This is a genomic window from Hyalangium sp. (genome assembly GCF_035629615.1).
GTDB lineage: Bacteria > Myxococcota > Myxococcia > Myxococcales > Myxococcaceae > Hyalangium.
In genome coordinates, this window is record NZ_DASPHO010000151.1 from 1 (window position 1) to 21,047 (window position 21,047).

At 69.4% G+C, this 21,047-nt stretch carries 16 protein-coding genes; 9 read left to right on the forward strand and 7 right to left on the reverse strand.

Translation table 11 applies throughout. The features are described from left to right. Window positions 1–934, forward strand: a 934-nt coding sequence (locus VD972_RS07735) for a DUF4082 domain-containing protein (RefSeq protein WP_324983071.1), incomplete at its 5' end; no start/stop codon positions are given. A gap of 60 nt (window positions 935–994) precedes the next feature. After that, window positions 995–2,407, forward strand: a complete 1,413-nt coding sequence (locus VD972_RS07740) for a sigma 54-interacting transcriptional regulator (protein WP_324983075.1) — start codon at window positions 995–997, stop codon at window positions 2,405–2,407. Window positions 2,408–2,410: 3 nt separating this feature from the next. On the opposite strand, the gene VD972_RS07745 is transcribed toward VD972_RS07740, so the two are convergent. From VD972_RS07745 to VD972_RS07760, 4 genes are all read right to left on the reverse strand, one after another. Next, window positions 2,411–3,811, reverse strand: a complete 1,401-nt coding sequence (locus VD972_RS07745) for a serine/threonine-protein kinase (RefSeq protein ID WP_324983079.1) — start codon at window positions 3,809–3,811, stop codon at window positions 2,411–2,413. A gap of 21 nt (window positions 3,812–3,832) precedes the next feature. Beyond that, window positions 3,833–5,272: a hypothetical protein gene (locus VD972_RS07750; RefSeq protein WP_324983081.1), complete on the reverse strand. Its 1,440-nt coding sequence runs from the start codon at window positions 5,270–5,272 to the stop codon at window positions 3,833–3,835. Window positions 5,273–5,429: 157 nt separating this feature from the next. Continuing rightward, window positions 5,430–9,260: a serine/threonine-protein kinase PknK gene (locus VD972_RS07755; RefSeq protein ID WP_324983084.1), complete on the reverse strand. Its 3,831-nt coding sequence runs from the start codon at window positions 9,258–9,260 to the stop codon at window positions 5,430–5,432. 15 nt (window positions 9,261–9,275) lie between these two features. After that, on the reverse strand, window positions 9,276–9,494 hold the full coding sequence (locus VD972_RS07760) for a hypothetical protein (RefSeq protein WP_324983087.1): 219 nt from the start codon (window positions 9,492–9,494) through the stop codon (window positions 9,276–9,278). Between the two features lie 351 nt (window positions 9,495–9,845). On the opposite strand from VD972_RS07760, the gene VD972_RS07765 reads away from it, so the two are divergent. Then, window positions 9,846–10,469: a TIGR02265 family protein gene (locus VD972_RS07765; RefSeq protein ID WP_324983090.1), complete on the forward strand. Its 624-nt coding sequence runs from the start codon at window positions 9,846–9,848 to the stop codon at window positions 10,467–10,469. Here VD972_RS07765 and VD972_RS07770 read toward each other — a convergent pair. Continuing rightward, on the reverse strand, window positions 10,414–11,262 hold the full coding sequence (locus tag VD972_RS07770; RefSeq protein ID WP_324983094.1) for an MnmC family methyltransferase: 849 nt from the start codon (window positions 11,260–11,262) through the stop codon (window positions 10,414–10,416). The genes VD972_RS07765 and VD972_RS07770 overlap by 56 nt on opposite strands. Before the next feature lie 86 nt (window positions 11,263–11,348). Continuing rightward, window positions 11,349–12,518: a tRNA guanosine(34) transglycosylase Tgt gene (tgt, locus tag VD972_RS07775; RefSeq protein ID WP_324983098.1), complete on the reverse strand. Its 1,170-nt coding sequence runs from the start codon at window positions 12,516–12,518 to the stop codon at window positions 11,349–11,351. A gap of 178 nt (window positions 12,519–12,696) precedes the next feature. Here tgt and VD972_RS07780 point away from each other — a divergent pair, with 178 nt between their 5' ends. Continuing rightward, complete coding sequence (locus VD972_RS07780; RefSeq protein ID WP_324983101.1) at window positions 12,697–14,301, forward strand: ABC-F family ATP-binding cassette domain-containing protein; 1,605 nt, start codon at window positions 12,697–12,699, stop codon at window positions 14,299–14,301. Window positions 14,302–14,367: 66 nt separating this feature from the next. Next, window positions 14,368–14,757, forward strand: a complete 390-nt coding sequence (locus VD972_RS07785; protein ID WP_324983104.1) for a DUF2914 domain-containing protein — start codon at window positions 14,368–14,370, stop codon at window positions 14,755–14,757. 39 nt (window positions 14,758–14,796) lie between these two features. Here the strand turns inward: VD972_RS07785 and VD972_RS07790 are convergent, their stop codons facing one another. Then, complete coding sequence (locus tag VD972_RS07790) at window positions 14,797–15,855, reverse strand: YihY/virulence factor BrkB family protein (RefSeq protein WP_324983107.1); 1,059 nt, start codon at window positions 15,853–15,855, stop codon at window positions 14,797–14,799. A gap of 361 nt (window positions 15,856–16,216) precedes the next feature. Between VD972_RS07790 and VD972_RS07795 the strand changes: the two genes are divergently transcribed. Genes VD972_RS07795 through VD972_RS07810 form a run of 4 tightly spaced genes read left to right on the forward strand, consistent with a single transcriptional unit; the run spans window position 16,217 to window position 21,032 of the window. After that, on the forward strand, window positions 16,217–17,227 hold the full coding sequence (locus tag VD972_RS07795; protein WP_324983109.1) for a glycosyltransferase family 2 protein: 1,011 nt from the start codon (window positions 16,217–16,219) through the stop codon (window positions 17,225–17,227). An 11-nt stretch (window positions 17,228–17,238) separates the two neighbouring features. After that, complete coding sequence (locus tag VD972_RS07800; protein ID WP_324983112.1) at window positions 17,239–19,509, forward strand: glycosyltransferase family 61 protein; 2,271 nt, start codon at window positions 17,239–17,241, stop codon at window positions 19,507–19,509. Next, on the forward strand, window positions 19,496–19,915 hold the full coding sequence (locus VD972_RS07805; protein ID WP_324983115.1) for an FdtA/QdtA family cupin domain-containing protein: 420 nt from the start codon (window positions 19,496–19,498) through the stop codon (window positions 19,913–19,915). The genes VD972_RS07800 and VD972_RS07805 overlap by 14 nt, the downstream gene beginning before the upstream one ends. A gap of 4 nt (window positions 19,916–19,919) precedes the next feature. Next, on the forward strand, window positions 19,920–21,032 hold the full coding sequence (locus VD972_RS07810; RefSeq protein WP_324983118.1) for a DegT/DnrJ/EryC1/StrS family aminotransferase: 1,113 nt from the start codon (window positions 19,920–19,922) through the stop codon (window positions 21,030–21,032). The last annotated feature ends 15 nt before the right edge of the window (window positions 21,033–21,047 follow it).

The window sequence follows — 21,047 nt, forward strand, 5'->3', positions numbered from 1 at the left end:
CCGCTACCCCATCCGCTCCTCTCAGCGCATCCCCCTGCGCTCCGCCGCCGAGCAGCGCGCCCTCGCCCTCTACGAGGTGGAGTTGGATCCGCAGCACCTCATCCCCGTGGGCGTCACCCACTTCGGCACCACTGGCGCCACCGAGCGGAACCAGCAGGCCGAAGACGTCAAGGCGGCCCTCGCCGGTAAGCCCTGGGCCCTGCTCGGGGGCGATCTCAACGCCACGCCCACCGAGTCCAGTATCTCCAGCCTGCTGCAGCAGCTCACCGACGCCTGGACCCGGGGTGGCTCCGGCAGTGGCTACACCAGCTCCGCCAGCTTCCCCACGAGGCGCATCGACTACCTGATGCTCGGCTCCGCGTGGACCTCGCCGGTCTCCGCCAGCGTTGTGGGCGCGTCCTCGCAGTCTGATCACCGCCCCGTGGTGGCCACCCTCATCCTCCCGTGGAGCCAGACCCTCCTGGGCGATCGCGTCCCCGGCACCGCCGTCCAGGCGGACACGAAGGCCGTCGAGGTGGGCGTCCGGTTCCGCAGCAACGTCCCCGGCACCATCCGGGCGCTCCGCTTCTACCGCGGCACCCGCAACGCCAGCGGCTACGTGGCCCGCCTGTGGACCAGCTCGGGCACCCTGCTGGCTCAGGCCTCCGTGACGGATGGGCGCATCCCCGGCTGGCAGGAGGTGACGCTCCCCTCGCCGGTCTCTATCTCCGCTGGGGCCACCTACGTAGTGTCCTATTACAGCTCCAACGGGCAGTTCGGGCGGGACGTCGACGGCCTCCTGAACGCGATCGTCAGCGGCAACCTCACGGCGCCTGCCAGCGCCAGCGTGGGGGGCAATGGCGTCTACGTCTACGCCACGGGTGGCGGCTTCCCGACGAACTCCTACAAGAACACCAACTACTGGGTGGACATCCGCTTCGTGCCCACCCCGTGAGCTCGGCCCCCTGAGCCGCGAGCCAGCTTGGCCCCCTGGGAACAGTGCTAGCTTTCGGCCATGCCGCCGCCAGACCGAAACCGGCTCCCTCCGCCTGTCCCGAACCTGGAGGACCCAGAGGCGCACGAAGCCCAGAACCCCGAAGGTGAGAACCTTCACGAGACCCTCCCCTACGAGCACGCTCGCCGCCCTGGGGATCTGGCCACCGTGCGCCGCTTCCGGCTCACGGTGGTGGAGGGCCCCGGAGCAGGCCTCGTCTGGGAGTCCGCCTCGGACGTGTGCTCCATCGGCTCGCACCCGCTCAATGAGCTCGCGCTGGAGGACTCCACCGTGTCTCGCTTCCACTGCGAGGTGCGCATCGGGCCCCGCGGCCCACAAGTGAAGGATCTGGACAGCACCAACGGCGTCATCGTGGACGGCGTGCAGATGGTGGATGGCTTCCTGCGCGGCGGCAGCCTGCTGCGGCTGGGGCGCGTGGTGCTGCGCTTCGACTTCAGCGCGGAGAGCAACCGGCTCCAGATCTCCGAGCAGACCCGCTTCGGCTCGCTGGTGGGCACCTCGGCGGCCATGCGCGCGTGCTTCGCCCTCCTGGAGCGCGCGGCGGCCCGGGACGTGACGGTGCTGCTGGAGGGAGAGACGGGCACCGGCAAGAGCCAGGCCGCCCAGGCCATCCACAACGCCGGCGCCCGGCGGGACAAGCCCTTCCTCGTGGTGGACTGCGGCGCCATCCCCTCCAACCTCCTGGAGAGCGAGCTGTTCGGTCACGAGAAGGGCTCCTTCACCGGCGCGGTGGGCAGGCGTGCGGGCGCCTTCGAGGAAGCTCACGGCGGCACCATCTTCCTCGACGAGATCGGCGAGCTGCCCGCGGAGCTCCAGCCCAAGCTGCTGCGCGTCCTGGAGACGCGGGAGATCCGCCGCGTCGGCAGCAACACCTGGCTGCCGGTGGATGTCCGCCTCATCGCCGCCACGCACCGCGACCTGCGCGCGGAGGTGAATGCGGGCCGCTTCCGCTCGGACCTCTTCTTCCGGCTGGCGGTGCTGCGCATCGTCCAGCCTTCCCTGCGCCAGCGCCCCGAGGATCTGCCCATGCTCGTGGAGCAGATCCTCCGCTCGCTGGGAGCCGATCCAGAGCGCACCCACGCGCTGCGCACCCCCGAGTTCATCGCGCGGCTGCAGCACGCAGCGTGGCCAGGCAATGTGAGAGAGCTGCGCAACTACCTGGAGCGGTGCCTCGTCTTCGAGGACGCAGTGTCTATCTCCGAGGAAGAGGCACGGCCCGGTGGCGTCCTGGAGGTGGATCCCTCCCAGCCCTATGCCGATCAGCGCCGCCGGGCCATGGACGACTTCGAGCGGCGCTACCTGCGCGCGCTCCTGGAGAAGCACCAGGGCAAGGTGGCCCAGGCCGCCCTCACCGCGGGCGTGGACCGGGTGCACCTCTACCGATTGCTGCGCCGCCACGGCATCAAGCCGTGAGCCTCACCGGCGGCCGGTGATGCGCCAGAGGCCGCTCCTGCTCCCCAGCGGCTCAGCGCGGAAGTCCCCCTCGAGCCCTCGGAGCGCCTCGCCGGAGGCCACCACCCCAGGCTCCAGGCCTGCCCCCACCCATCCCGGCAGGGACAGCAGAGCGCCGGCACCGGCTGGCGCGGGCCAGACCTTCTCCCGCCGCGCGGGCGCCGGGCCTACGTGAACGATGATGGCCAGCGTCACACGAGGCGGGCGCGGGGGAACCTCCGCAGCCTCCAGCCAGGACAGCGCCGCCGCCAGTCCCCGCCCACGCACCGCGAGCTCCTCGGCGGCCCCCTCCGGCAGTGGCGCCACCGCGAGCAGGCAGCCTGCCCCATCCACCTGGATCTCCAGCCCTACCTCTCGAGCTGCCGTGCCCGCCCGCTCCAGCAGCGCATCCAGCCGCTCCATGGCGGCGGCATCCGGCTCGCCCTCCACGCGCGCCTCCACATACAGCGCCACCTCGCGGCCAGGCCACGCCGGGCCCTGCCCACCGTGGATCGCTCGCCGCAGATCCTCGAGCAGCGTGGCCACGTCCGGGTAGCGATCCTCGCGCCGCTTCTGCAGGCAGCGCTGCACCACCGCATCCACCGCGGTGGGCACCGGGGCACGCTCACTGGCCAGCGGTGGCGGCGCGTGCAGGTGCTGCTCCTCCACCTCGTGCGAGGTGCTCCCCAGGAAGGGCGGCTGCCCGGTGATGAGCTGGAAGAGGAGCACGCCCATCGCGTACAGGTCCGTGCGCGCGTCGGGGGCCTCGCCGCGAATCTGCTCCGGCGCCATGGTCAGCGGTGTCCCCAGCACCGCCCCCGTGTGCGTCAGCGAGGAGGCACCCGGCGCCTCCGGGGACAGCCCCTTGGCCACACCGAAGTCCACCAGCTTCACGCGCGCCGCCTCCCCTCCTCCACGCAGGCGCACCACGTTCTGCGCCTTCAGATCCCGATGCACCACCCCGACGTCATGCGCGGCCTGGAGCGCGGCACCCACCTGCTCCAAGAGCTCCAGCGCCTCACGCGGCGAGAGCGGTCCGCGCGCGGCGAGCTCGGCGGCGAGATCCCTCCCCTCCAGCCACTCCATGGCGATGAAGGGCCGCCCATCCGCCAGCTCCCCGTACCCGAAGACGGTGACGACGTGCGGGTGGTGCAGCCGCTGGAGCGTGGCCGCCTCGCGCCGGAACCTGCGCAGGGCCGTGCTGGTGGCGGTGAACTGCGAGCGCATCACCTTCAGCGCCGCGAGCGCACCCGTCCGAGCATCCTTGGCCCGGTAGAGGGTGGAGACAGGCCCGCGGTAGTGGGTGTGCTCCACCACCCAGCTGCCCACCAGCGCTCCCGTGGACAGCTCCTCGCCATAGAGCGATTCGTCCCCGCCAGGCACCATGTGCCCGTTGTAGCCCTCCGGTTACCTCTTGCACAGCGTGGGGTCGCCGTAACCACCCACCACATCACACGCGCCGTTGAGGTAGACGGTGACGGGCGCCTTCCAGAGACGGCCGCTGCGGTCCCGGCAGCTCTGGTAGTCCCCGTCGCCCCAGATCTGCGAGCCATCATCCGTCGCGCACATCGAATCGGGGAAGGAAGGGCTGGCCGGATCCACACACGTGCCCGTGACCTCGGCTGCGCAGTTGGCTCCGGACGAGGGCAGCGCGCAGACCCGGTGGGTGGCACCCGCAGCCCCGCTCGTCCACGCCACGTCGTTGCAGGAGAACATCCGCCGATACACCGAGCCGCGCACCACCTGATCCCTGCCGATGATCTCGCCTTCGATGACCGTGATCTCGGCGGCCAGGGCGTCCGGATCGAAGATCGTGCCGTAGTAGGCGCCCTCCCTCATCCGGAAGACCTCCGCCTCGGACAGGCGATACGGGATGCGGCCCGAGGGCTCCGTCGCCACGCTCGCCGTGCCCTGCAGCGTGCTGTCATAGGGCGCCGTCATCACGTTGAAGTAGCCGGCCGAGGGGCAGGTGAAGGCCACCGCGGGAGGCGTCGTGAGGCAGCTGCCCTCGCTCTGGGCCAGGAAGCGCGCCCCGCTGTCATTGCAGCCCGCGATGCCCTCGCACACCCGCAGCATCATCCGGGTGCCGCTGCTCGAGCCCATCACGGGGCCCGTGCACGTGTCAGGGGCCCTGCCGCCCGCGCCCAGCCGCACCGTCGCGCCGGGCTGGCAGGAGCCGATGGCATCCACCGTCCAGCCACAGCTGCGAGACACGCCCAACGTCTGCGTTGCGCACTCGGAGAAGCTGGCCACCCGCTGCGAGGTGTCTGGATCGTACTCGGTGGGGCGAGTCACCTGCTCCAGCCGGAAGACGGAGGTGTTGGGGTGCTCTCCTCGCATGGACAGCTCCACGCGCTGGCCAAAGGCGTTGTTGCGCGCCAGCAGGCAGGCGGACACCTGCTCCTGGCAGGAACGCGAGGGGGCCTGGGTGGCCCACTCCGAGCAGATCCCCAGCTTCCCGTGCCACACCTCCGGCTGGTTCGTGAGGGGGTGGGTCCACGCAATGTCCTGCCCGGTCTTCAGCGCGCAGCTCACCAGGTAGGACATGAACGTCTGTGCCCAGGGATCCCGGAGCTGGTTCTGGATGTAGCTGTCGCCCGGAGCGGTGAAGAGCGAGTGCAGCGAGCGCGTCCCCAGCCGCTGGTTGGCCGCCCTGTTGGTGGACAGGGCGTTGAACACGAGCGCCTGCGTCGTGAGGGAGTTGGGGATCCGGATCTCGTCCTCGCGCGTCACCGGCTCGGCCTCGAGTTCCTCCGGGAGCGCGGGACCGCAGCCCGCCGTGGCCACCAGCACCCACACCCACCACCCTCCGACGCGCGCCAGCCTGGAACGGGAACGAACCTTCATGATGCTTCCTCCATCAATTCCATCGACGATGGAAACCAAGGAAAGCATGTAATGGGCCAACCCCTTGAGAGGGCTTCCCAGAGGGCGCTCGGGCCGAGCGCTCCCGGTGCTGTAGCGAAAAAAGTCACACGCATGCCCGGCGTTGTGACGGGCCGCGCTACAGGCGGGCGTCCAGCGCCTCATGCAGGGCTTCCAGGCGGGTTCGCCACAAGGGGGCTCCCTCCACGGCGCGCGCGGCCTGTTCCAGCCACTCCCCTGCCTGCTCTGGGCCCCCCGCGCGCAGGGCAGCCTGTGCGGCTTGGAGCAGGATCTCGGCCATCTCATCAGCGGAGGCGTAGGCCTGGGCCTCCTCCACCAGCGTCCGCCACGCCGCGCCCTCGAAGGTGGCCCCCGGCTCCGCCTCGCGCACCGCCAGCTCCACCAGCCGCCGCATGATGGCCGTGGGCGGCAGGGACTCCGGGGGGCAGTGCCCCTCGATCCACCGAAGCTGCCGGGCCGCCTCCGCCAGGTCTCCCAGCGACATGCTGATGCGGGCCAGGAGCAGCGCGTCCACCGGCACCGGATGCTCGCGGAAGAAGCGCACGCCCAACTCGTGCGCGCGGCCGGCCAGCGGCAGCGCCTCCTGGAGCCGCCCCTGCATATAGAGGACCTCGGAGAGGTTGAAGGTGGACCAGCGCTCCACCTGGGCGTGGCCCAGCTCACGCCCCAGTGACATGGCGCGGCGCAGATCCTCCTCCATCCGGGAGACATCGCCGAGCTTGAGCCACAGCAGCACGCGGGCGGTGCAGGTGGCGGCCAGGTGCAGCACGTCTCCTGCGGCCTCGCAGCGCGCCAGTCCCTCCTCGAAGCGCGCGGCGGCCTCGGCAGGCCGATCCAGGAATGTCAGGGCCGAGCCCAGCATCGCCAGGGCCACGACGTGGGTCTCGTGATCTCGGGCCAGCTCTGCGCCCTCCGCCGCCGAGCGGAGGATCCGGGCCGCGGCCTCCCACTCACCCTGGCGCACGTGCATCCGGCCCCGCGCCAGGGTGCAGCGCAGCCCCAGGCGGGGATCATCGAGCTGCTCGATGCGCTCCATCGCCTCGCGCGTGCATGCCGAGGAGCCCTCCACATCCTCCATCCAGTCGCGTGCGGTGGCCTCCTCCAGCAACAGGTCCACCTCCAGCGTGACATCCCTCCAGCTCTCGGCGAGGGCGCGCGCGGCGGAGAGATCGGCGAGCCCCTCACGAAAGAGCTGGAGCCGATGACGGACCCGACCGCGGCCCGCCAGCGCCTGCGCGCGGACACGCAGCCCGTGCTCCTTCTCGGGCAGCAGCGCGAGCGCGCGGGTGTAGCACTGCTCGGCCTCCATCAAGCGGTGGGACTGCCGGGCCTCCTCGGCCAGCGCGAGGAAGGCCATGCCAGCCTCCTGATGGGCGCCACAGCCCGCGGCATGGTGCGCTCGCCGGCGCCGCGCAGCCAGGCTCTCTCCCTCCAGGGAGCGCAGGGCGGCGGCATGCAGAGCCCGGCGCTTGGGCAGGGGGAGCGTCGCCTCCAGGGCTTCACGCAGCAGGGGGTGACGGAAGACGAAGCGCCCCGGAGTGCTCGGACGCAGGAGCCCCGCGCGAACGAGGCGGGCCAGCCCGGCCCCCGCATCCCATGAGGCCACGGCCCCCACCGCCCTCCCGGCATCGAGCTGTCGCAGCGCCGCGTCCACCCGGCCCACCTTCACCTCATTCCCGAGCACCGCGCACAGCTGCGCCAGCGTCTGGTGGACCTCGGGGAGCTCGGCGAGCGCGCGCATGGCCAGCCTCTCGAAGAGCGGCGTCACCGAGATGTCCAGCAGTGCATCCGGGGCGATGTACCACCCACCCCCGGGAGAGGAGCGCAGCGCCCCCGCGGCCCGCAGGGCCCCTGTCAGCTCCACCAGGGACAGCGGCACGCCCTGGGCGAGTTGCTCCAGGCGAGCCAGCACAGGCTCGGGAATGTGCTCGACCGGGCGCAACAGGCGGAGGAGCAGGGAGCGGCTGGCCTCGGAAGGCAGGGGTGGTAGCGCATGGCGCGAGACCTGGGCGCTGCGATCCCCCAGGTGCGGGCGCAGGCCGAGCAACGCAGGACGGCCGGCCACGCAGACCCACAAGGGTGCCCGCGCTTCCGCCAGGGTGGCCAGCTCCAGCGCATCCAGGCTGGTGGGATCCGCCAGGTGCGCATCGTCGAGCAGCAGCACCCGGGGGGTCTCCCGCGCACGCTGACGGAGGCTCTCGGCAAGGGCCCTCGCGGCGGCATGGCGCTGAGCCCCTGAGGATGGCACGGGAGCGACAGGGCCGGAGGCAGCCTCGGAGAATGTGGCGGCTCTCAAGGCCTGCAGCAGCGCGTCCGGCGCGGTGGTGTCCGGAGGGAAGGCGCGCAGGTGCAGCACCTGGGCCCGGGCCTCCACCGTCAGCTTCGCGGCGAGGGCCTCCAGGAGGCGCGTCTTCCCGTGTCCGATCTCCCCGGTGAGGATGCAGAGGCCGGGAGCTCCTCCCTCCAGGCAGCGGACCGCCTCCGCGGACAGCGCCTCCAGCAACGCCTCTCGCCCGACGAGCGGCGGAGTCTCGGAGGCAGAGGGCCATGCCCCGCTGTCCCGGATCAGCAGGAGCGTCCCCCCAGAGCCCGGGCGGGTAGCACCGACGTCGAGCCGAGCGGCGGCCTCGGCAGTGACCTGTACCTGTCCCTCCTGGATCTCCAGGGGCCACCAGTCCTCAGGGTGCGCCAGAGCCATGCCAGCCACGCGTGTCGTGGCGGCTCCGGGGCGCACATGCAGCTCGGCCAGGTGCAGGACGGCCGCGGTCCTCCCGTCCTCTCCCAGTCTTCGCGCGGCCAGAGCCCCGGCTCGCAGGCTCGCATCCACGGAGAGGGACTCGGGGAAGACGACGAGATAGCCACCGGTCCATGCTCGCGCGAGAGTCCCCCCCTGGGACTCGACGGCCGCGAGCAGTGAATCCACGGGCGCTTCCGTCCGGATCCCCAGCACCGCCAAGGGCCGGACGCCCGCGCCCGAGGCACCGGGCCCCATGGGCGTGTGGGCCGCGTCCGGCAAGGCGGGCCTGTCGAGGCGACACGCGGCATCGAAGGCAGCAAGCACGTCGGCAGCCTGGGCGAAGCGCTCGGCGGGAGCCTTGGCCAGACACCGCCGCAGCACCTCGTCGAGAGCTGGCGGAACGGCGGCGCGCTCGGAGACACGCGGCGGGCGGAGGCTGACGTGGCCGTGGCGGATCTCGTCCGCGCCTCCGATGAAGGGCGGCGAGCCCGCGAGCAGCTCGAACAGGAGAATCCCGAGCGCATAGCGGTCAGCGGCAGCTCCCGCCTCGCGGGCATCCAGGCACTGCTCGGGCGCCATATAGATGGGCGTACCGAGCCGCTGGCCCGTGCGGGTGAGGCTCGTGGGTTCCTCACCGGGCCCGCCATCAGGGGTTTCGAGGAACCGCGCGAGCCCGAAGTCGAGGAGGCTCAGCGCGCCGCCCTCTCTCAGGAAGATGTTCTCCGGCTTGAGATCGCGGTGGGCCATCCCTGCGGCGTGCACGTGCTCGAGCGCCGCGCACAGTCCCGCGAGCAGCTCCCGCACCCGGTGCAGCGAGGCAGCCCCGTTGCCAGGAAGCGTGGCCATCCACGCGGCGAGCGTCTGCCCCCGCAGGGCCTCCAGCACCAGGAAGGGACGTCCCCCCACGGTGCCGTGCCGCAGCAGCTCGGGAACGGTGGGCACACCCACCCGGCGCAGCGCGGCGGCCTCACGGGCGAAGCGCTCACGGTGAGCGCCCAGGCCCACCTTGAGCGCCACCTCGCGCCCATCCACCTCCTGGTACGCGGTGAAGACGTGAGAGAAGCCGCCGGTGCCCAGCAGAGTCGCGGCGCGCAGGCCCGGCACGTCCGGGAGCGCGAGCGGCTCGGGTGGCGGTGCGGGAGGCGGAGGCTCGCTGTGCACGGGGCACGCCGCCCCCGGAGCAAGACGGCGGTGACAGGCCGGACAACGCATTGGCTCTTCGGGAGGCTACCAGACCGAGCGCAGCCCGGCGACGACGCCCCTCGTGGCCCTCGCCTGGGCCACCCCCGCAAGAAGGCGTGTGAGGCCTGGGCCAGGAGCGCGGCCCAGGTGGTTGAACGTCGCGGGGCACGGCGCCTGGCAGCTCCCGTAGATGGGCAGGTAGATGTGGACGATCTCCGATCCCAGGGCTTCGACAGGGCCCCCTGCAGCCGGGCTCCGTGCCACGAGCCCTTGAATCCAGCTATGAAGGAAATTGCTGAACTTCCTCTATTCCAAGTCAAACCCGCATTCCCGCCGTAACATGGACTGCTACAGCAGCCCCCGGCTTGTAGCGCCGCTCGCTACGGTCGGCGGATGTGGGGGCTGGGCCGTGTCCTCCCCCCATTGGCGGAAGAATCTCTAATCGTTAGAATCCCGCCTATCTTTGAATCTAGGGTTAACGGGTGCCCTGAGGAGGGCACGTTTCCACTCGGAGTCCTTGCTGCGGCCGTCAGCTGTCACCAGGAGCGGATTTCACTGAACATACTTTCACCTCGGCCGAGCAATCTCCCGCTTGGTCCTGTAGGGTGCGCCGCCATGACTGCAGAGAAGCTCGTTCACGCACAGACCGTCGAGGCGCTGTTCGTCCGTGCCTTCGAGAACCGCCTGACGCCCGCGTGCCGGGAGGCCCTCAAGCGGGCCGGATTGGATCTCGACCGGAAGCTGGAGCGGTCCTACACCCTGGATCAATGGAGGAACTTCCTGCGGATCGCGGCGGCCCACGTGTACGGGGGCGTGCCGGCCGAGGCCGCGTACTACTCGCTGGGCGAGCGGTTCATGGACGCCTGGTTCGGCACCTTCCTCGGGAAGGCGCTGCTGGGTGTGGCCCGGCTGGCGGGCCCTCGGAGGATGTTGCAGCGCGCTGGCCAGGGCATCCGCGCGGGCAACAACTTCAGCGAGGTGCAGGTGGTGGAGCGCGGGCCCGCTTCGCTCGAGCTGTATATGAATGACGTGATGGCTGATCAGCCCACCTTCGCGGCGGGACTGCTGGCCCGGGCGGTGGAGCTGACCGGGGGCTGGCGCGTGGTGGCCATCCCCGAGGGCTTCGACGGGACGGCGAGCACCTTCCACATCCGCTGGTCCGAGGCCCCCGCCGCGGCCACCCTCAGCGAGGAAGCCACTGCGGATGGGCGAGCAGCCGCGCCTCGACCTCGGGCGTGAGCGGTGCCCCATGTGGGGCGCGGGAGGATGAGCGGCGCCACCGCTCCAGCCACCGCGCCCCGAGCGGAGCCTCCAAGGTCTCCAGGCGGGTGGACGCGATCGTCGTCTCGCCCTTCGTGCCGGTAGAGACCCCCGCCCCCACGTAGAAGCCCGCCAGCAGCAGGGTCACCCGTGTGGGTGTGGCAGCGCTGTACGTCATCAGCAGCGCGCCCTCCCCATCCTCGCGGCAGCTGGCGCGGACGCGGGAGAGCACTGCCTCCGTCCACATCTCCAGGTTGGACGCGGGAGAGAACGGATCAAAGGAGACGAGGTCCGCGGGGGAGAGCGCCTCTTCCAGGCGGGAGACCGCGTTCCCCAGCCGCAGCTGCCAGCGGATCCCCTCCTCTTCCCAGGAGCCGTCACGCATGAGCACCTCGGCGGCCTCCCGGAAGGGCTGGAGGAAGGGAAAGCCGATGGGGTCCGCCAGCGCCAGCCGGAGCGGTGCGAGATCCACCTCCAGGCTGACGACTTCGAGAGGCCTCCGGCGCTCGGCGCCCAGCTCGCGCGCGCGGGTGAGGGCGGCCACGGCGTTGGTGGCGGCGCCCAGGCCTACATCGAGGATCACGAGCGGGGGCCCTGGCTGGCGCAGGCGCTCGGCCAGGCGGGGCTGCTCCACGTAGAGGCGAAGGGCCTCCTGCCAGGGACCGATGCTGGGGTGCATCACCTCGCCGTGCCCCAGGTGGCGCACGGCCCGTGCGCCGTTGCGCAGCGTCACCAGCTCGAAGTCGCCGTCGCGGGGGTTGTCTGGCTCCACTCTCAGGGCTCCTCCTTATATAGGGCGCTTCTCGGCTACCGCGCGCTGCCACAACCGGGCGGAGACTTCCGAGACTTGCGCGAAGCTCAGCCCACGTCCTTCAGCGTGACAGCGTTGGGGGAGACGTCGCCGCGCAGATCCTTGGGCGGAGAGATCGAGGCCCTCAGCTCGCGGTACACCTGCGCGTAGGAGCCCTGGAGGATCGCCTCGCGGAGCCGGCCCATGAGCAGCTGGAAGTGCCGCACGTTGTGGATGGAGAGCATCCGCGAGCCCAGGTGGTGCTTGCCCCGCATCAGGTGCTGCAGGTAACCGCGCGTGTAGCGCTTGCAGATGAGGCAGTCGCACGCGGCATCCAGCGGCGAGTCGTCCAGCCGGTACACCATGCGGGTGATGCGCACCAGGCCCTGGAACGTGTAGGCATAGCCCTGCTGCGCCATCTTCGTGGGGATGATGCAGTCGAACATGTCCACGCCCCGCATCACCGCCTCCACCAGATCCATGGGGGTGCCTACCCCCATCAGGTAGCGCGGCTTGTCGGTGGGCAGCGAGGCCGTCACCCGCTCTGTCATCGTCTCGCGCTCCTCCTTCGTCTCCCCCACCGCCAGCCCGCCAATGGCGAAGCCATCGAAGGGGTGCGGGGTGAGGAAGGCCGCGCTCTCGTCCCGCAGGTTCGGGTGCACGCCGCCCTGGACGATGGCGAAGAGGGCCTGCCCGGTGTCCTTCGCGTTCTTGGCCGCCAGGCTGCGCAGCGCCCACCGGTGGGTGCGCTCCATGGCCTCGCGCGTGCCGGGCTCGTCCGTGCGCGAGTCGATGCACACGTCCAGCACCATCATGATCTCCGAGTTGATCGCCTGCTGCATGGCGATGCTGGACTCGGGGCTGAGGAGCTGGCGGCTGTTGTCGTAGAAGCTGCGGAAGTGCGCGCCCTTCTCCGTGATGAGCCGGTCCTCGGGCAGCGAGAAGATCTGGAACCCCCCCGAGTCCGTCAGCACCGCCCCGTCCCACTGCATGAAGGGGTGGATGCCGCCGAACTTCTGGAACACCTCGGCGCCCGGCCGCAGCATCAGGTGGTAGGTGTTGGCCAGGAGGATGCGGGCCCCGGTGTCCCACACCTCCTCCATGCCCAGGTGGCGGAAGGCGGCGTGGGTGGCCACCGGCATGAACATGGGCGTGGGGAAGGAGCCGCGGCGGGTGTGCAGCACCCCGGCGCGGGCCCCGGTGGCATCAGTGGTGAGGAGCTCGAAGCGGACGGCCATCGCAGGGCCTTATACCTGCCGCGCGCCCGCTTCACCCGGACGATGTGAGCGCACCTCCCCCCGTCCGAGAAGCAGGCGGACAGGCGGATGCACCCCATCCATCCCACATAAACGCCTGAGCCCCCGCGTTAGAAAGGGCTCTACACCGCGCCCTTCGCGGTGTTAATGCGCGCGCGCCATGTTCAACGTCATCAACGTCTCCAAGGCCTACGGTCCCAAGAAGCTCTTCGAGGAGGTTAACGTCGCCTTCTCTCCGGGCCGCCGCTATGGCCTCACCGGCCCCAACGGGGCGGGCAAGACCACCTTCATGAAGATCCTCGCGGGAGACGAGGAGGCGGACATGGGCATGATCTCCCGGCCCAAGCGGCTGGGGATCCTTCGCCAGGATCACTTCCGCTACGAGGAAGACCGCGTGCTGGACGTGGTGCTCATGGGGAACAAGCCCCTGTGGGACGCCATGCACGAGAAGAACACGCTGCTGGCCAAGGCGGACATCACCGAGGAGGACGGCAACCGCTTGGGGGATCTCGAGGGAGTGATCGCCGAGGAGGACGGCTACGTCGCGGAGAGCGACGCGGCCACGCTGCTGGTGGGCCTGGGCATCGAGGAGCCGTTCCACGAGGGCCCCATGCGGCAGCTCACCGGCGGCCTGAAACTGCGAGTGCTGCTGGCGCAGGCGCTCTTCGGCAAGCCCGAGGGGCTGCTGCTGGACGAGCCCACCAACAACCTGGACATCGAGTCCATCCGCTGGCTGGAGAACTTCCTGAAGGAGTACATGGGCGTGCTGATCACCATCAGCCACGACCGGCACTTCCTCAACGAGATCTGCACGCACATCGCGGACATCGACTACGAGACGATCATCCAGTACACGGGCGGCTACGACGACATGGTGCACCAGAAGGCCCAGCTGCGCAGCCGCGTCGAGTCCGAGGTCAGCGAGAAGAAGAAGAAGATCGCCCAGCTGCAGGACTTCGTGGCGCGCTTCCACGCGGGCACGCGCGCCTCGCAGGTGCAGAGCCGCATCAAGCAGATCGACAAGCTGAAGACCGACGATCTGAAGCGCTCGAACATCGCCCGGCCCTTCATCCGCTTCGATCAGCGGGTGGTCAGCGGCAAGCAGACGCTGATGATCGAGGGCATCCACAAGTCGTTCGACGGCGTGCCCATCATCAAGCCGTTCAACTCGCTGGTGGTGAAGGGCGAGAGGATCTGCGTCATCGGCCGCAACGGCGTGGGCAAGTCCACGCTGGTGAAGATGATCGCCGGGCAGTTGGAGCCGGACGGCGGCACCATCAAGTGGGGCCACCAGGCCGCCATGGGCTACCTGCCGCAGGACCACCACGGCACCATCCGCAAGGACACCACGGCCTTCGAGTGGCTGCGCGACATCAACGTCAAGCTCACCAACGAGGAGATCTCCGGCGTGCTGGGCCGGATGCTCTTCTCGGGCGAGGAGCGGATGAAGCCCACCAACACGCTGTCCGGTGGCGAGACGGTGCGGCTGCTCTTGTGCAAGCTGATGCTGACGCAGGACAACGTGCTGGTGTTCGACGAGCCCACCAATCACCTGGACCTGGAGTCCATCAGCGCGCTGGCCGACGGCCTCAAGAAGTTCGAGGGCACGGTCATCGTCGTGACGCACGACCAGGAGCTGATCTCCGAGGTGGCCACGCGTATCTGGTCCCTCGAGGAAGGCCAGGAAGTGGTCGACTACAACGGGCCTTTCAACGAGTTCCTGGAGAAGCACTCCGCGGACATCGTGGTCCGTCGAAAGTCGTAGCGGACAGGGCAGCCGAGCGTCGGAGGGGGGTGCTAGGGTGCGCCTCCCTCAAACCCAGGAGACGCCATGTCCAAGACCGTTTTGAAGTTCCTGCTGCCGACCCTGCTGCTCGCCACCACCGCATTTGCCCAGGCCAAGGCGGATGTGAAGGTTGGCACCGCCATCGAGAAGTATGAGGTACAGGGTGCTTCGGACTCCTTCCAGGTCGCCCCCGACACGAAGCTCTACGCGGGCACCAAGGTCTCCGGCATCGAGAACGACAAGGTGACGGTCGTCTTCCTGAAGAACGGCGCCGAGGCCTCCAAGGTCGAGCTGAAGGTGCCGCGCTCGCCGTACCGCACCCACGCGTTCAAGACGATCCGCGCGGGGGACTCCGGCAACTGGACGGTGAAGGTGCTCGGCCCGGATGGCACGGAGATCGGCTCCACCGACTTCAAGGTCGAAGTCTCCGGCTAGCATCGGCTCGCGACACGAGCCTCCAGGGGCACCCAGGGCTCAGCTTGGCCGGGTGCCTCGGCGCAGCAGGAAGATCCCCAGGCCGATCCCCGCGGCCCACTTCGCCGCAGCGGCCAGCGGCGTCTTCCAGAGCGGTACCGGCTGTGCGGGGGGCTGAGCGCCCTGCTCCGGGCGGAACTCCGTGGAGCCCGGCAGCCGGCCCCCTCCGCGCTCCACCTCGCTCTTGGTCGCCATCGCCCCACCCTTCCCTGGCACCTGCTCGCCGGGCGCCTTCCCCTCCGGGGAGCGGTGCTCGAGGATGGCGTTGATCTCCGCGCCCAGCAGGATGACCTGCGCGGAGATCCACATCCACAGCAGCATCACGATGACGCCGCCGATGGCGCCGTAGTTCGCATCGTAGCTGCCGAAGTTGGCCACGTACTGCGAGAAGCCCCACGAGGCGAACACCCAGATGATGACGCCCACCACGGAGCCGGGGGTGATGAACTTGAAGCTCTGCTTCACGTTCGGCAGGGCGTAGTAGAGCAGCGCCCACAGCAGCATCATCATCACGCCGGCCACGGGCAGACGCAGCCAGGTGACCAGGGTGGGAAAGGGCCCTCCCAGCTTGTCCGCCAGGGCGGGTGTGACGACCGCTATCGCCGCCGCGATGATGGAGAAGAGGGCCGCCGCCAGCGTCGAGAGCAGGGCCACGCCACGCACCTTCCAGAAGGGCCGTGTCTCCTCCACGCCGTAGGCCGTGTTGAGCGCCTTCATCAGCGCGACGATTCCGCCCGAGGCGGCCCAGATAGCGCCCACCGCGCCCACGGTCAGCAGCCCCACGTTGTCACCGGCCGCCAGGGACTGAAGGCGCTCACCCAGGATGGAGACCACCTCCTTGGGCGCAACCTGGGACAGCTGCTGGATCAGCACCTGCGCCTGAGCGGGATCGATGAGCACGCTCGCCAGCGACACCAGGAAGAGCAGGAACGGAAAGAGCGCCAGCACTCCAAAGAAGGTCAGCGAGCCCGCGACATCGCCCACCCTGTCGCGCGTGTACTCCGCCTTCAGCGCCTTGAAGAACTCTTTCCAGCCCATCCCCTTGCCCGGGAGAACCATTCCGCCTCCTCGACCATGTCCCGCTGGGAGGATGCGCACTCACCCCGAGCCTGGCGGCGCTCCGGCGTAAAGAGCTCGGAGGAGCGCTCGCTGAGCGGCCAGGCAGCCGCCGCTCCCGCGCCCCGCGCGCAGCAGGAACACGTGGGCAATGATGAGGGACATGAGCGAGCGCATGATCGAATTAGGCACGCTTGTCCCTCTGGGAGACCAGCGCATTGGGCGCCCCTGGGTCCGTGTTGACTGGGTTACTTTCTTGCCCTAATAAGAGCCCCCCCTGACGGAGCCGGGGGCCGCTTCCATGATGGGAACCCGCAGCGACAGCGCCAGCGCACCGAGCAGCGGACCTCTGATCAGCGTGATCATGCCCTCCTACAACCATGCCCCCTTCGTCGAGAGGGCGGTGGGGAGCGTGCTGGAGCAGAGCCTCGGGGATCTCGAGCTCATCATCGTGGATGACGGCTCGACGGACGACAGCCGGCGCATCCTCAAGAGCCTGGAGGATCCGCGGATCTCGCTGATCTTCCAGGACAACGAAGGACCGAGCTCCGCCCTGAACACGGGACTCGCCCGGGCCCGCGGGCAGTACATCGCGTTCATGTCGAGCGATGACGTGAGCCTCCCGCACCGCCTCCAGACCCAGCTCGAGTTCATGCGGGCCGAGCAGCTGGATCTCGTCTTCACGCTCCCGCAGCTGATCGACGAAAGAGGGCGCCGGCTGGACGACGGGGACTTCCCGGCCTTCTTCGGGAAGACGTTCTCCTCGAGCGCCGAGCTGTTCCGGCTGCTCTTCTACCAAGGCAACTTCCTGTGCGCCCCGAGCGCCTTCCTCCGTGCGGACGTGCTCCGTGCGGCGGGCCGGTTCCGGCCGGGCTCCATCCAGCTCCAGGACTTCGACATGTGGGTGCGCATGTGCCCACGCTCCCAGATCCGGCTCATGGGCGAGCGCCTCGTCCAGTACCGCACGCGCGCCGAAGGCAACCTCTCCGGAGGGAAGCACACGGTCCGCATGCGCTTTGAGCTGGCCGTCCTCTACCAGTCCCTCCTCGACAACATTCCTGGAGCATTCCTCCGGGCGGCCTTCCCGGACGTGGTGGGACCGGATGTGGCGGCCTCCGCGGAAGACCTCGAGCTCGACAAGAGCTTCATCTATCTCTCGCATGAGGATCCGCTCATCCGCGCCATGGGGGCGCAGCGGCTCTTCTCCCAGCTCGAGGATGACCGGCTCGCGGCGAGGCTTCGGGACGAGCGGGGCTTTGACCTGGGCCAGTTCTTCCGGATGACGGACACGCTCGACTTCCAGAACCACGGGAGGCTGCTGGCGCTCAAGACGGAGTGTTCGCGGCTGCGCCAGCTGTCGCGCTTCAGAGGATAAGGAAGGCTCCCGTGCTCCGGCTCTATTCGAGACTCGCGTCGCACCTCCCCGGACGCTCCGCACGAGAGCGCTGGAGGCTGCGGCAGCGCTGTGGCGCCTTGTTCGACCCGGCGTACTACTTGGCCCGCTACCCGGACATCGCGGCCGCACGGGTGGATCCGCTGGATCACTTCCTGGAGCATGGCGTCCAGGAGAAGCGCAACCCCCACCCGCTCTTCGACACGGCGTACTACCTGGCCCGCTACCCGGATGTCGTGGCCGCCCGGCTGAACCCCCTGGCGCACTTCCTGGACCACTGCGTCCAGGAGAAGCGCAACCCCAACCCGCTCTTCGACACGGCGTACTACCTGGCCCGCTACCCGGACATCGCGGCCACGGGGGCGAACCCCCTGCTCCACTTCCTGAGCCATGGCGCCCGCGAAGGCCGCAAGCCCCACCCGCTCTTCGACACGGCCTGGTACCTGGTCAACAACCCGGATGTCGTGGCCTCGGGCGTGAACCCCCTGGCGCACTTCCTGGAGCACGGTGTCCGGGAGAAGCGCGACCCCAACCCGCTCTTCGACACGGCCTGGTACCTGGGGATCAACCCGGACATCGCGGCCATGGGCGTGAACCCCCTGGCGCACTTCCTGGAGCATGGCGCCCGCGAGGGCCGGCAGCCTCATCCGCTGTTCGATCCCACCTTCTATCTCCACCGAAATCCGGACGTGGCGGCCACCAAGCAGAACCCGCTCGCCCACTTCCTCGATCACGGGGCCCTGGAGCTGCGCCACCCCCACCCCCTCTTCGACAGTGACTTCTACGCCCGGCACTGCCCGGAGGTCGCCGCCCGCCGTGAGAATCCCGTCGTGCACTACCTCACGCGGGGCGTGAACGAGAGGCTCGATCCCAGCCCGCTGTTCAGCACCTCCTACTACCTGGCGAACTACGAGGACGTGGAGGAGGCGGGCATGAACCCGCTCGCCCATTTCATCCAGTACGGCGCCCGCGAGGGAAGGCGGCCCGGCCCCGTCCGGCTGAGCCAGCACATCCAGGAGCTGCTGAAGCTGGGGCAGCTGGAGCTCGCGCGCGATCTGTTCATGCTCTCCAGTGTCAAACCGCCGCAGCGGGAGGCCGTGAGCGTGACGGTGGCCGTGCAAGTCCGCAGCGTGGTGGAAGAGCTGCGGCGGCGCGACACGCTCGTGACGTACGAGGAGGCCGGGAGCACGACCATCTCGGCGCCCACCCTCTTCGGCACCGATCTCCAGCCGCCAGCAGCCATCGCCCCGCTGATGCCCCAGTACGTGGGCGTCCTCGAGAACGTCAACGTGGTGGGCGGGACTCGGCTCATCCTGAGCTCGGACAACGTCCTGCTCCATGACGAGCTCGCGCAGATCACCTACGGGGACTACGGCATCAAGACGCCGGTGCACGTCCCCTTCGTCGAGAAGGGCAGCGCGATCCTCCGGGCCCACCAGCGGGTCAACGATCGCATCGAGGCCGGCGTCCTCATCTCGTGTGATCACGACAACAACTACTTCCACTGGCTGGTGGAGTGCCTGCCGAAGCTGGTCTTCCTCAACACGCGCCCGGAGTTCGACGGCCTCCCGCTGCTGATCGGCCAGAACCTCCACCCGAACCTCATCCACGCGCTGGAGGTCATCAACCAGGGCCAGCGCCCGGTCATCCGCCTCAAGGATGGCGAGCTCTATCAAGTCCGCAGGCTCATCCTGCCCTCGGATCTCTGCCGGATCCTCGATCGCTACGAGGGCATGCCCGTGGGCGAGACGGATGCCGTGCTCGCGCCGAGCTGGGTGCGCCGCACCGCCCAGCTCCTCGGCTCGGTCCGAGCGGCCCCCGCGCGCGCGCCCTGGCGCAAGCTGTACCTGACGCGGCGCAACGCGGGCTATCGCAAGGTGCGCAACGAGCACGAGCTCGAGCTCATGTTCATCGAGCAGGGCTTCGAGGTCGTCAGCCTCGAGGGCGCCTCGTTCGACTCCCAGGTCGCGCTCTTCCGCCAGGCCTCCCTGATCGTCGCTCCGACGGGCGCGGCGCTGACGAACCTGATGTTCTGCCAGCCAGGGACGCGCGTCATCGTGCTGTCGTCGAACCACGAAGGCTCCAACTTCTACATCTTCAGCCAGCTCGCGCAGGTGATGGGCTTGCGTCTCGAGTACGTGGTAGGCCGGCGGAGCTACCAGACCACCGCCTACTCGGTCCACGATGACTATGTCATCAGCGTGGACCTGCTCCGCGAAGTGATCACCGATCCGCAGAGGGGAATTGCTCATGCCTCATCGTGAGGAGAACTGGTCCATCATTCAGCTGCCCGTGATCCCGGATCACCGAGGCAACCTCACGTTCATCGAGGGGGATCGGCACATCCCCTTCCCCATCGCGCGGGTCTACTACCTCTATGACGTGCCAGGAGGCGCGAGCCGCGCGGGCCACGCGCACAAGCAGCTGGCGCAGCTGATGATCGCGGCGTCCGGGAGCTTCGATGTGCACCTGGATGACGGGACGCGCAAGGAGACCTTCTCCCTCAACCGCTCCAACAAGGGGCTGCTCGTCCGCTCCATGGTGTGGCGGGAGATCGACAACTTCTCCTCGGGCGCGGTGTGCCTCGTGCTCGCCTCGATGCCCTACGACGAGAGCGACTACTACCGCAGCTACGAGGACTTCCAGGCCGCGATCCGGCAGAGGGGCTAGCACCATGTCCGTCCCATTCTTCGAGCTGAAGTCCGCACACGCCACGCTCCAGCCCGCGCTGGATGACGTCTGGCGCAACACCCTGGCGAGCGGGCACTTCATCCTGGGCGGCGAGCTGGAGGCCTTCGAGGCGAAGTTCGCCGAGTACTGCGGCGCCCGGTTCTGCATCGGCGTGGGCAACGGGCTGGACGCGCTCACGCTCACCTTGCGGGCGCTGGAGATTGGCTCAGGGGACGAGGTGATTGTCCCGACCCACACCTTCATCGCCACCTGGCTGGCGGTCTGCGAAGTCGGAGCCCGCCCAGTCCCCGTCGAGCCGGACGAGCACACCTTCAACCTGGATCCCGCACGGCTGGAGAAGGCGATCACGCCGCGCACGAAGGCGATCATCCCGGTGCACCTGTACGGCCAGCCGGCGGACATGCGCGCCATCCTGGAGATCGCGGATCGCCATGGCGTGCCCGTGCTCGAGGACGCGGCGCAGGCGCACGGGGCGACGAGCCACGGCAAGCGCGCGGGGGGGCTGGGGCGCGCTGCGGGGTTCAGCTTCTATCCGACGAAGAACCTCGGCGCGCTGGGGGACGGCGGGGCGGTGGTGACGAGCGATGCCGGGCTCGCGCAGCGGCTGCGCCTCTTCCGCAACTACGGCTCCGTCCAGAAGTACCAGCACGACAGCCTCGGCGTGAACTCGCGGCTGGACCCGCTCCAGGCCGCCGTCCTCTCCGTCAAGCTCCGCGTGCTCGACGAGTGGAACGAGAAACGCCGGCGCATCGCGCGGATGTACTCGGAGGGCCTCTCGGGTGTCCCCCACGTCCTCGTCCCCAAGATCGCGAGCGGGGCCGAGCCCGTGTGGCACCTGTACGTCATCCGCAGCTCCCGGCGAGACGCGCTCCAGGAGGCCCTCACCCAGCAGGGCATCGGCACGCTCGTCCACTACCCCAAGCCGCCCCACCTCCAGAAGGCCCACGCGGAGCTCGGCTTCAAGCCTGGGGACTACCCAATCGCCGAGAAGCTCTCGGCCGAAGTGCTGAGCCTCCCCATGTGGCCTCACATGAGCGATGACGACGTCAAGCGCGTCATCGCTGCGGTGCGTGGCGCCGCGGAGAAGCTGGCGTAGGTGCAGCCCCCCAGG

What these genes read in the sequence shown, in the direction of transcription:
- VD972_RS07790 (WP_324983107.1), bottom strand. Translation starts at nt 15,855, where the DNA reads ATGGTTCTCCCGGGCAAGGGGATGGGCTGGAAAGAGTTCTTCAAGGCG.
- VD972_RS07810 (WP_324983118.1), top strand. Translation starts at nt 19,920, where the DNA reads ATGTCCGTCCCATTCTTCGAGCTGAAGTCCGCACACGCCACGCTCCAG.
- VD972_RS07740 (WP_324983075.1), top strand. Translation starts at nt 995, where the DNA reads ATGCCGCCGCCAGACCGAAACCGGCTCCCTCCGCCTGTCCCGAACCTG.
- VD972_RS07805 (WP_324983115.1), top strand. Translation starts at nt 19,496, where the DNA reads ATGCCTCATCGTGAGGAGAACTGGTCCATCATTCAGCTGCCCGTGATC.
- VD972_RS07765 (WP_324983090.1), top strand. Translation starts at nt 9,846, where the DNA reads ATGACTGCAGAGAAGCTCGTTCACGCACAGACCGTCGAGGCGCTGTTC.
- VD972_RS07745 (WP_324983079.1), bottom strand. Translation starts at nt 3,811, where the DNA reads ATGGTGCCTGGCGGGGACGAATCGCTCTATGGCGAGGAGCTGTCCACG.
- VD972_RS07795 (WP_324983109.1), top strand. Translation starts at nt 16,217, where the DNA reads ATGCCCTCCTACAACCATGCCCCCTTCGTCGAGAGGGCGGTGGGGAGC.
- VD972_RS07750 (WP_324983081.1), bottom strand. Translation starts at nt 5,272, where the DNA reads ATGAAGGTTCGTTCCCGTTCCAGGCTGGCGCGCGTCGGAGGGTGGTGG.
- VD972_RS07780 (WP_324983101.1), top strand. Translation starts at nt 12,697, where the DNA reads ATGTTCAACGTCATCAACGTCTCCAAGGCCTACGGTCCCAAGAAGCTC.
- VD972_RS07755 (WP_324983084.1), bottom strand. Translation starts at nt 9,260, where the DNA reads ATGCGTTGTCCGGCCTGTCACCGCCGTCTTGCTCCGGGGGCGGCGTGC.
- VD972_RS07785 (WP_324983104.1), top strand. Translation starts at nt 14,368, where the DNA reads ATGTCCAAGACCGTTTTGAAGTTCCTGCTGCCGACCCTGCTGCTCGCC.
- tgt (WP_324983098.1), bottom strand. Translation starts at nt 12,518, where the DNA reads ATGGCCGTCCGCTTCGAGCTCCTCACCACTGATGCCACCGGGGCCCGC.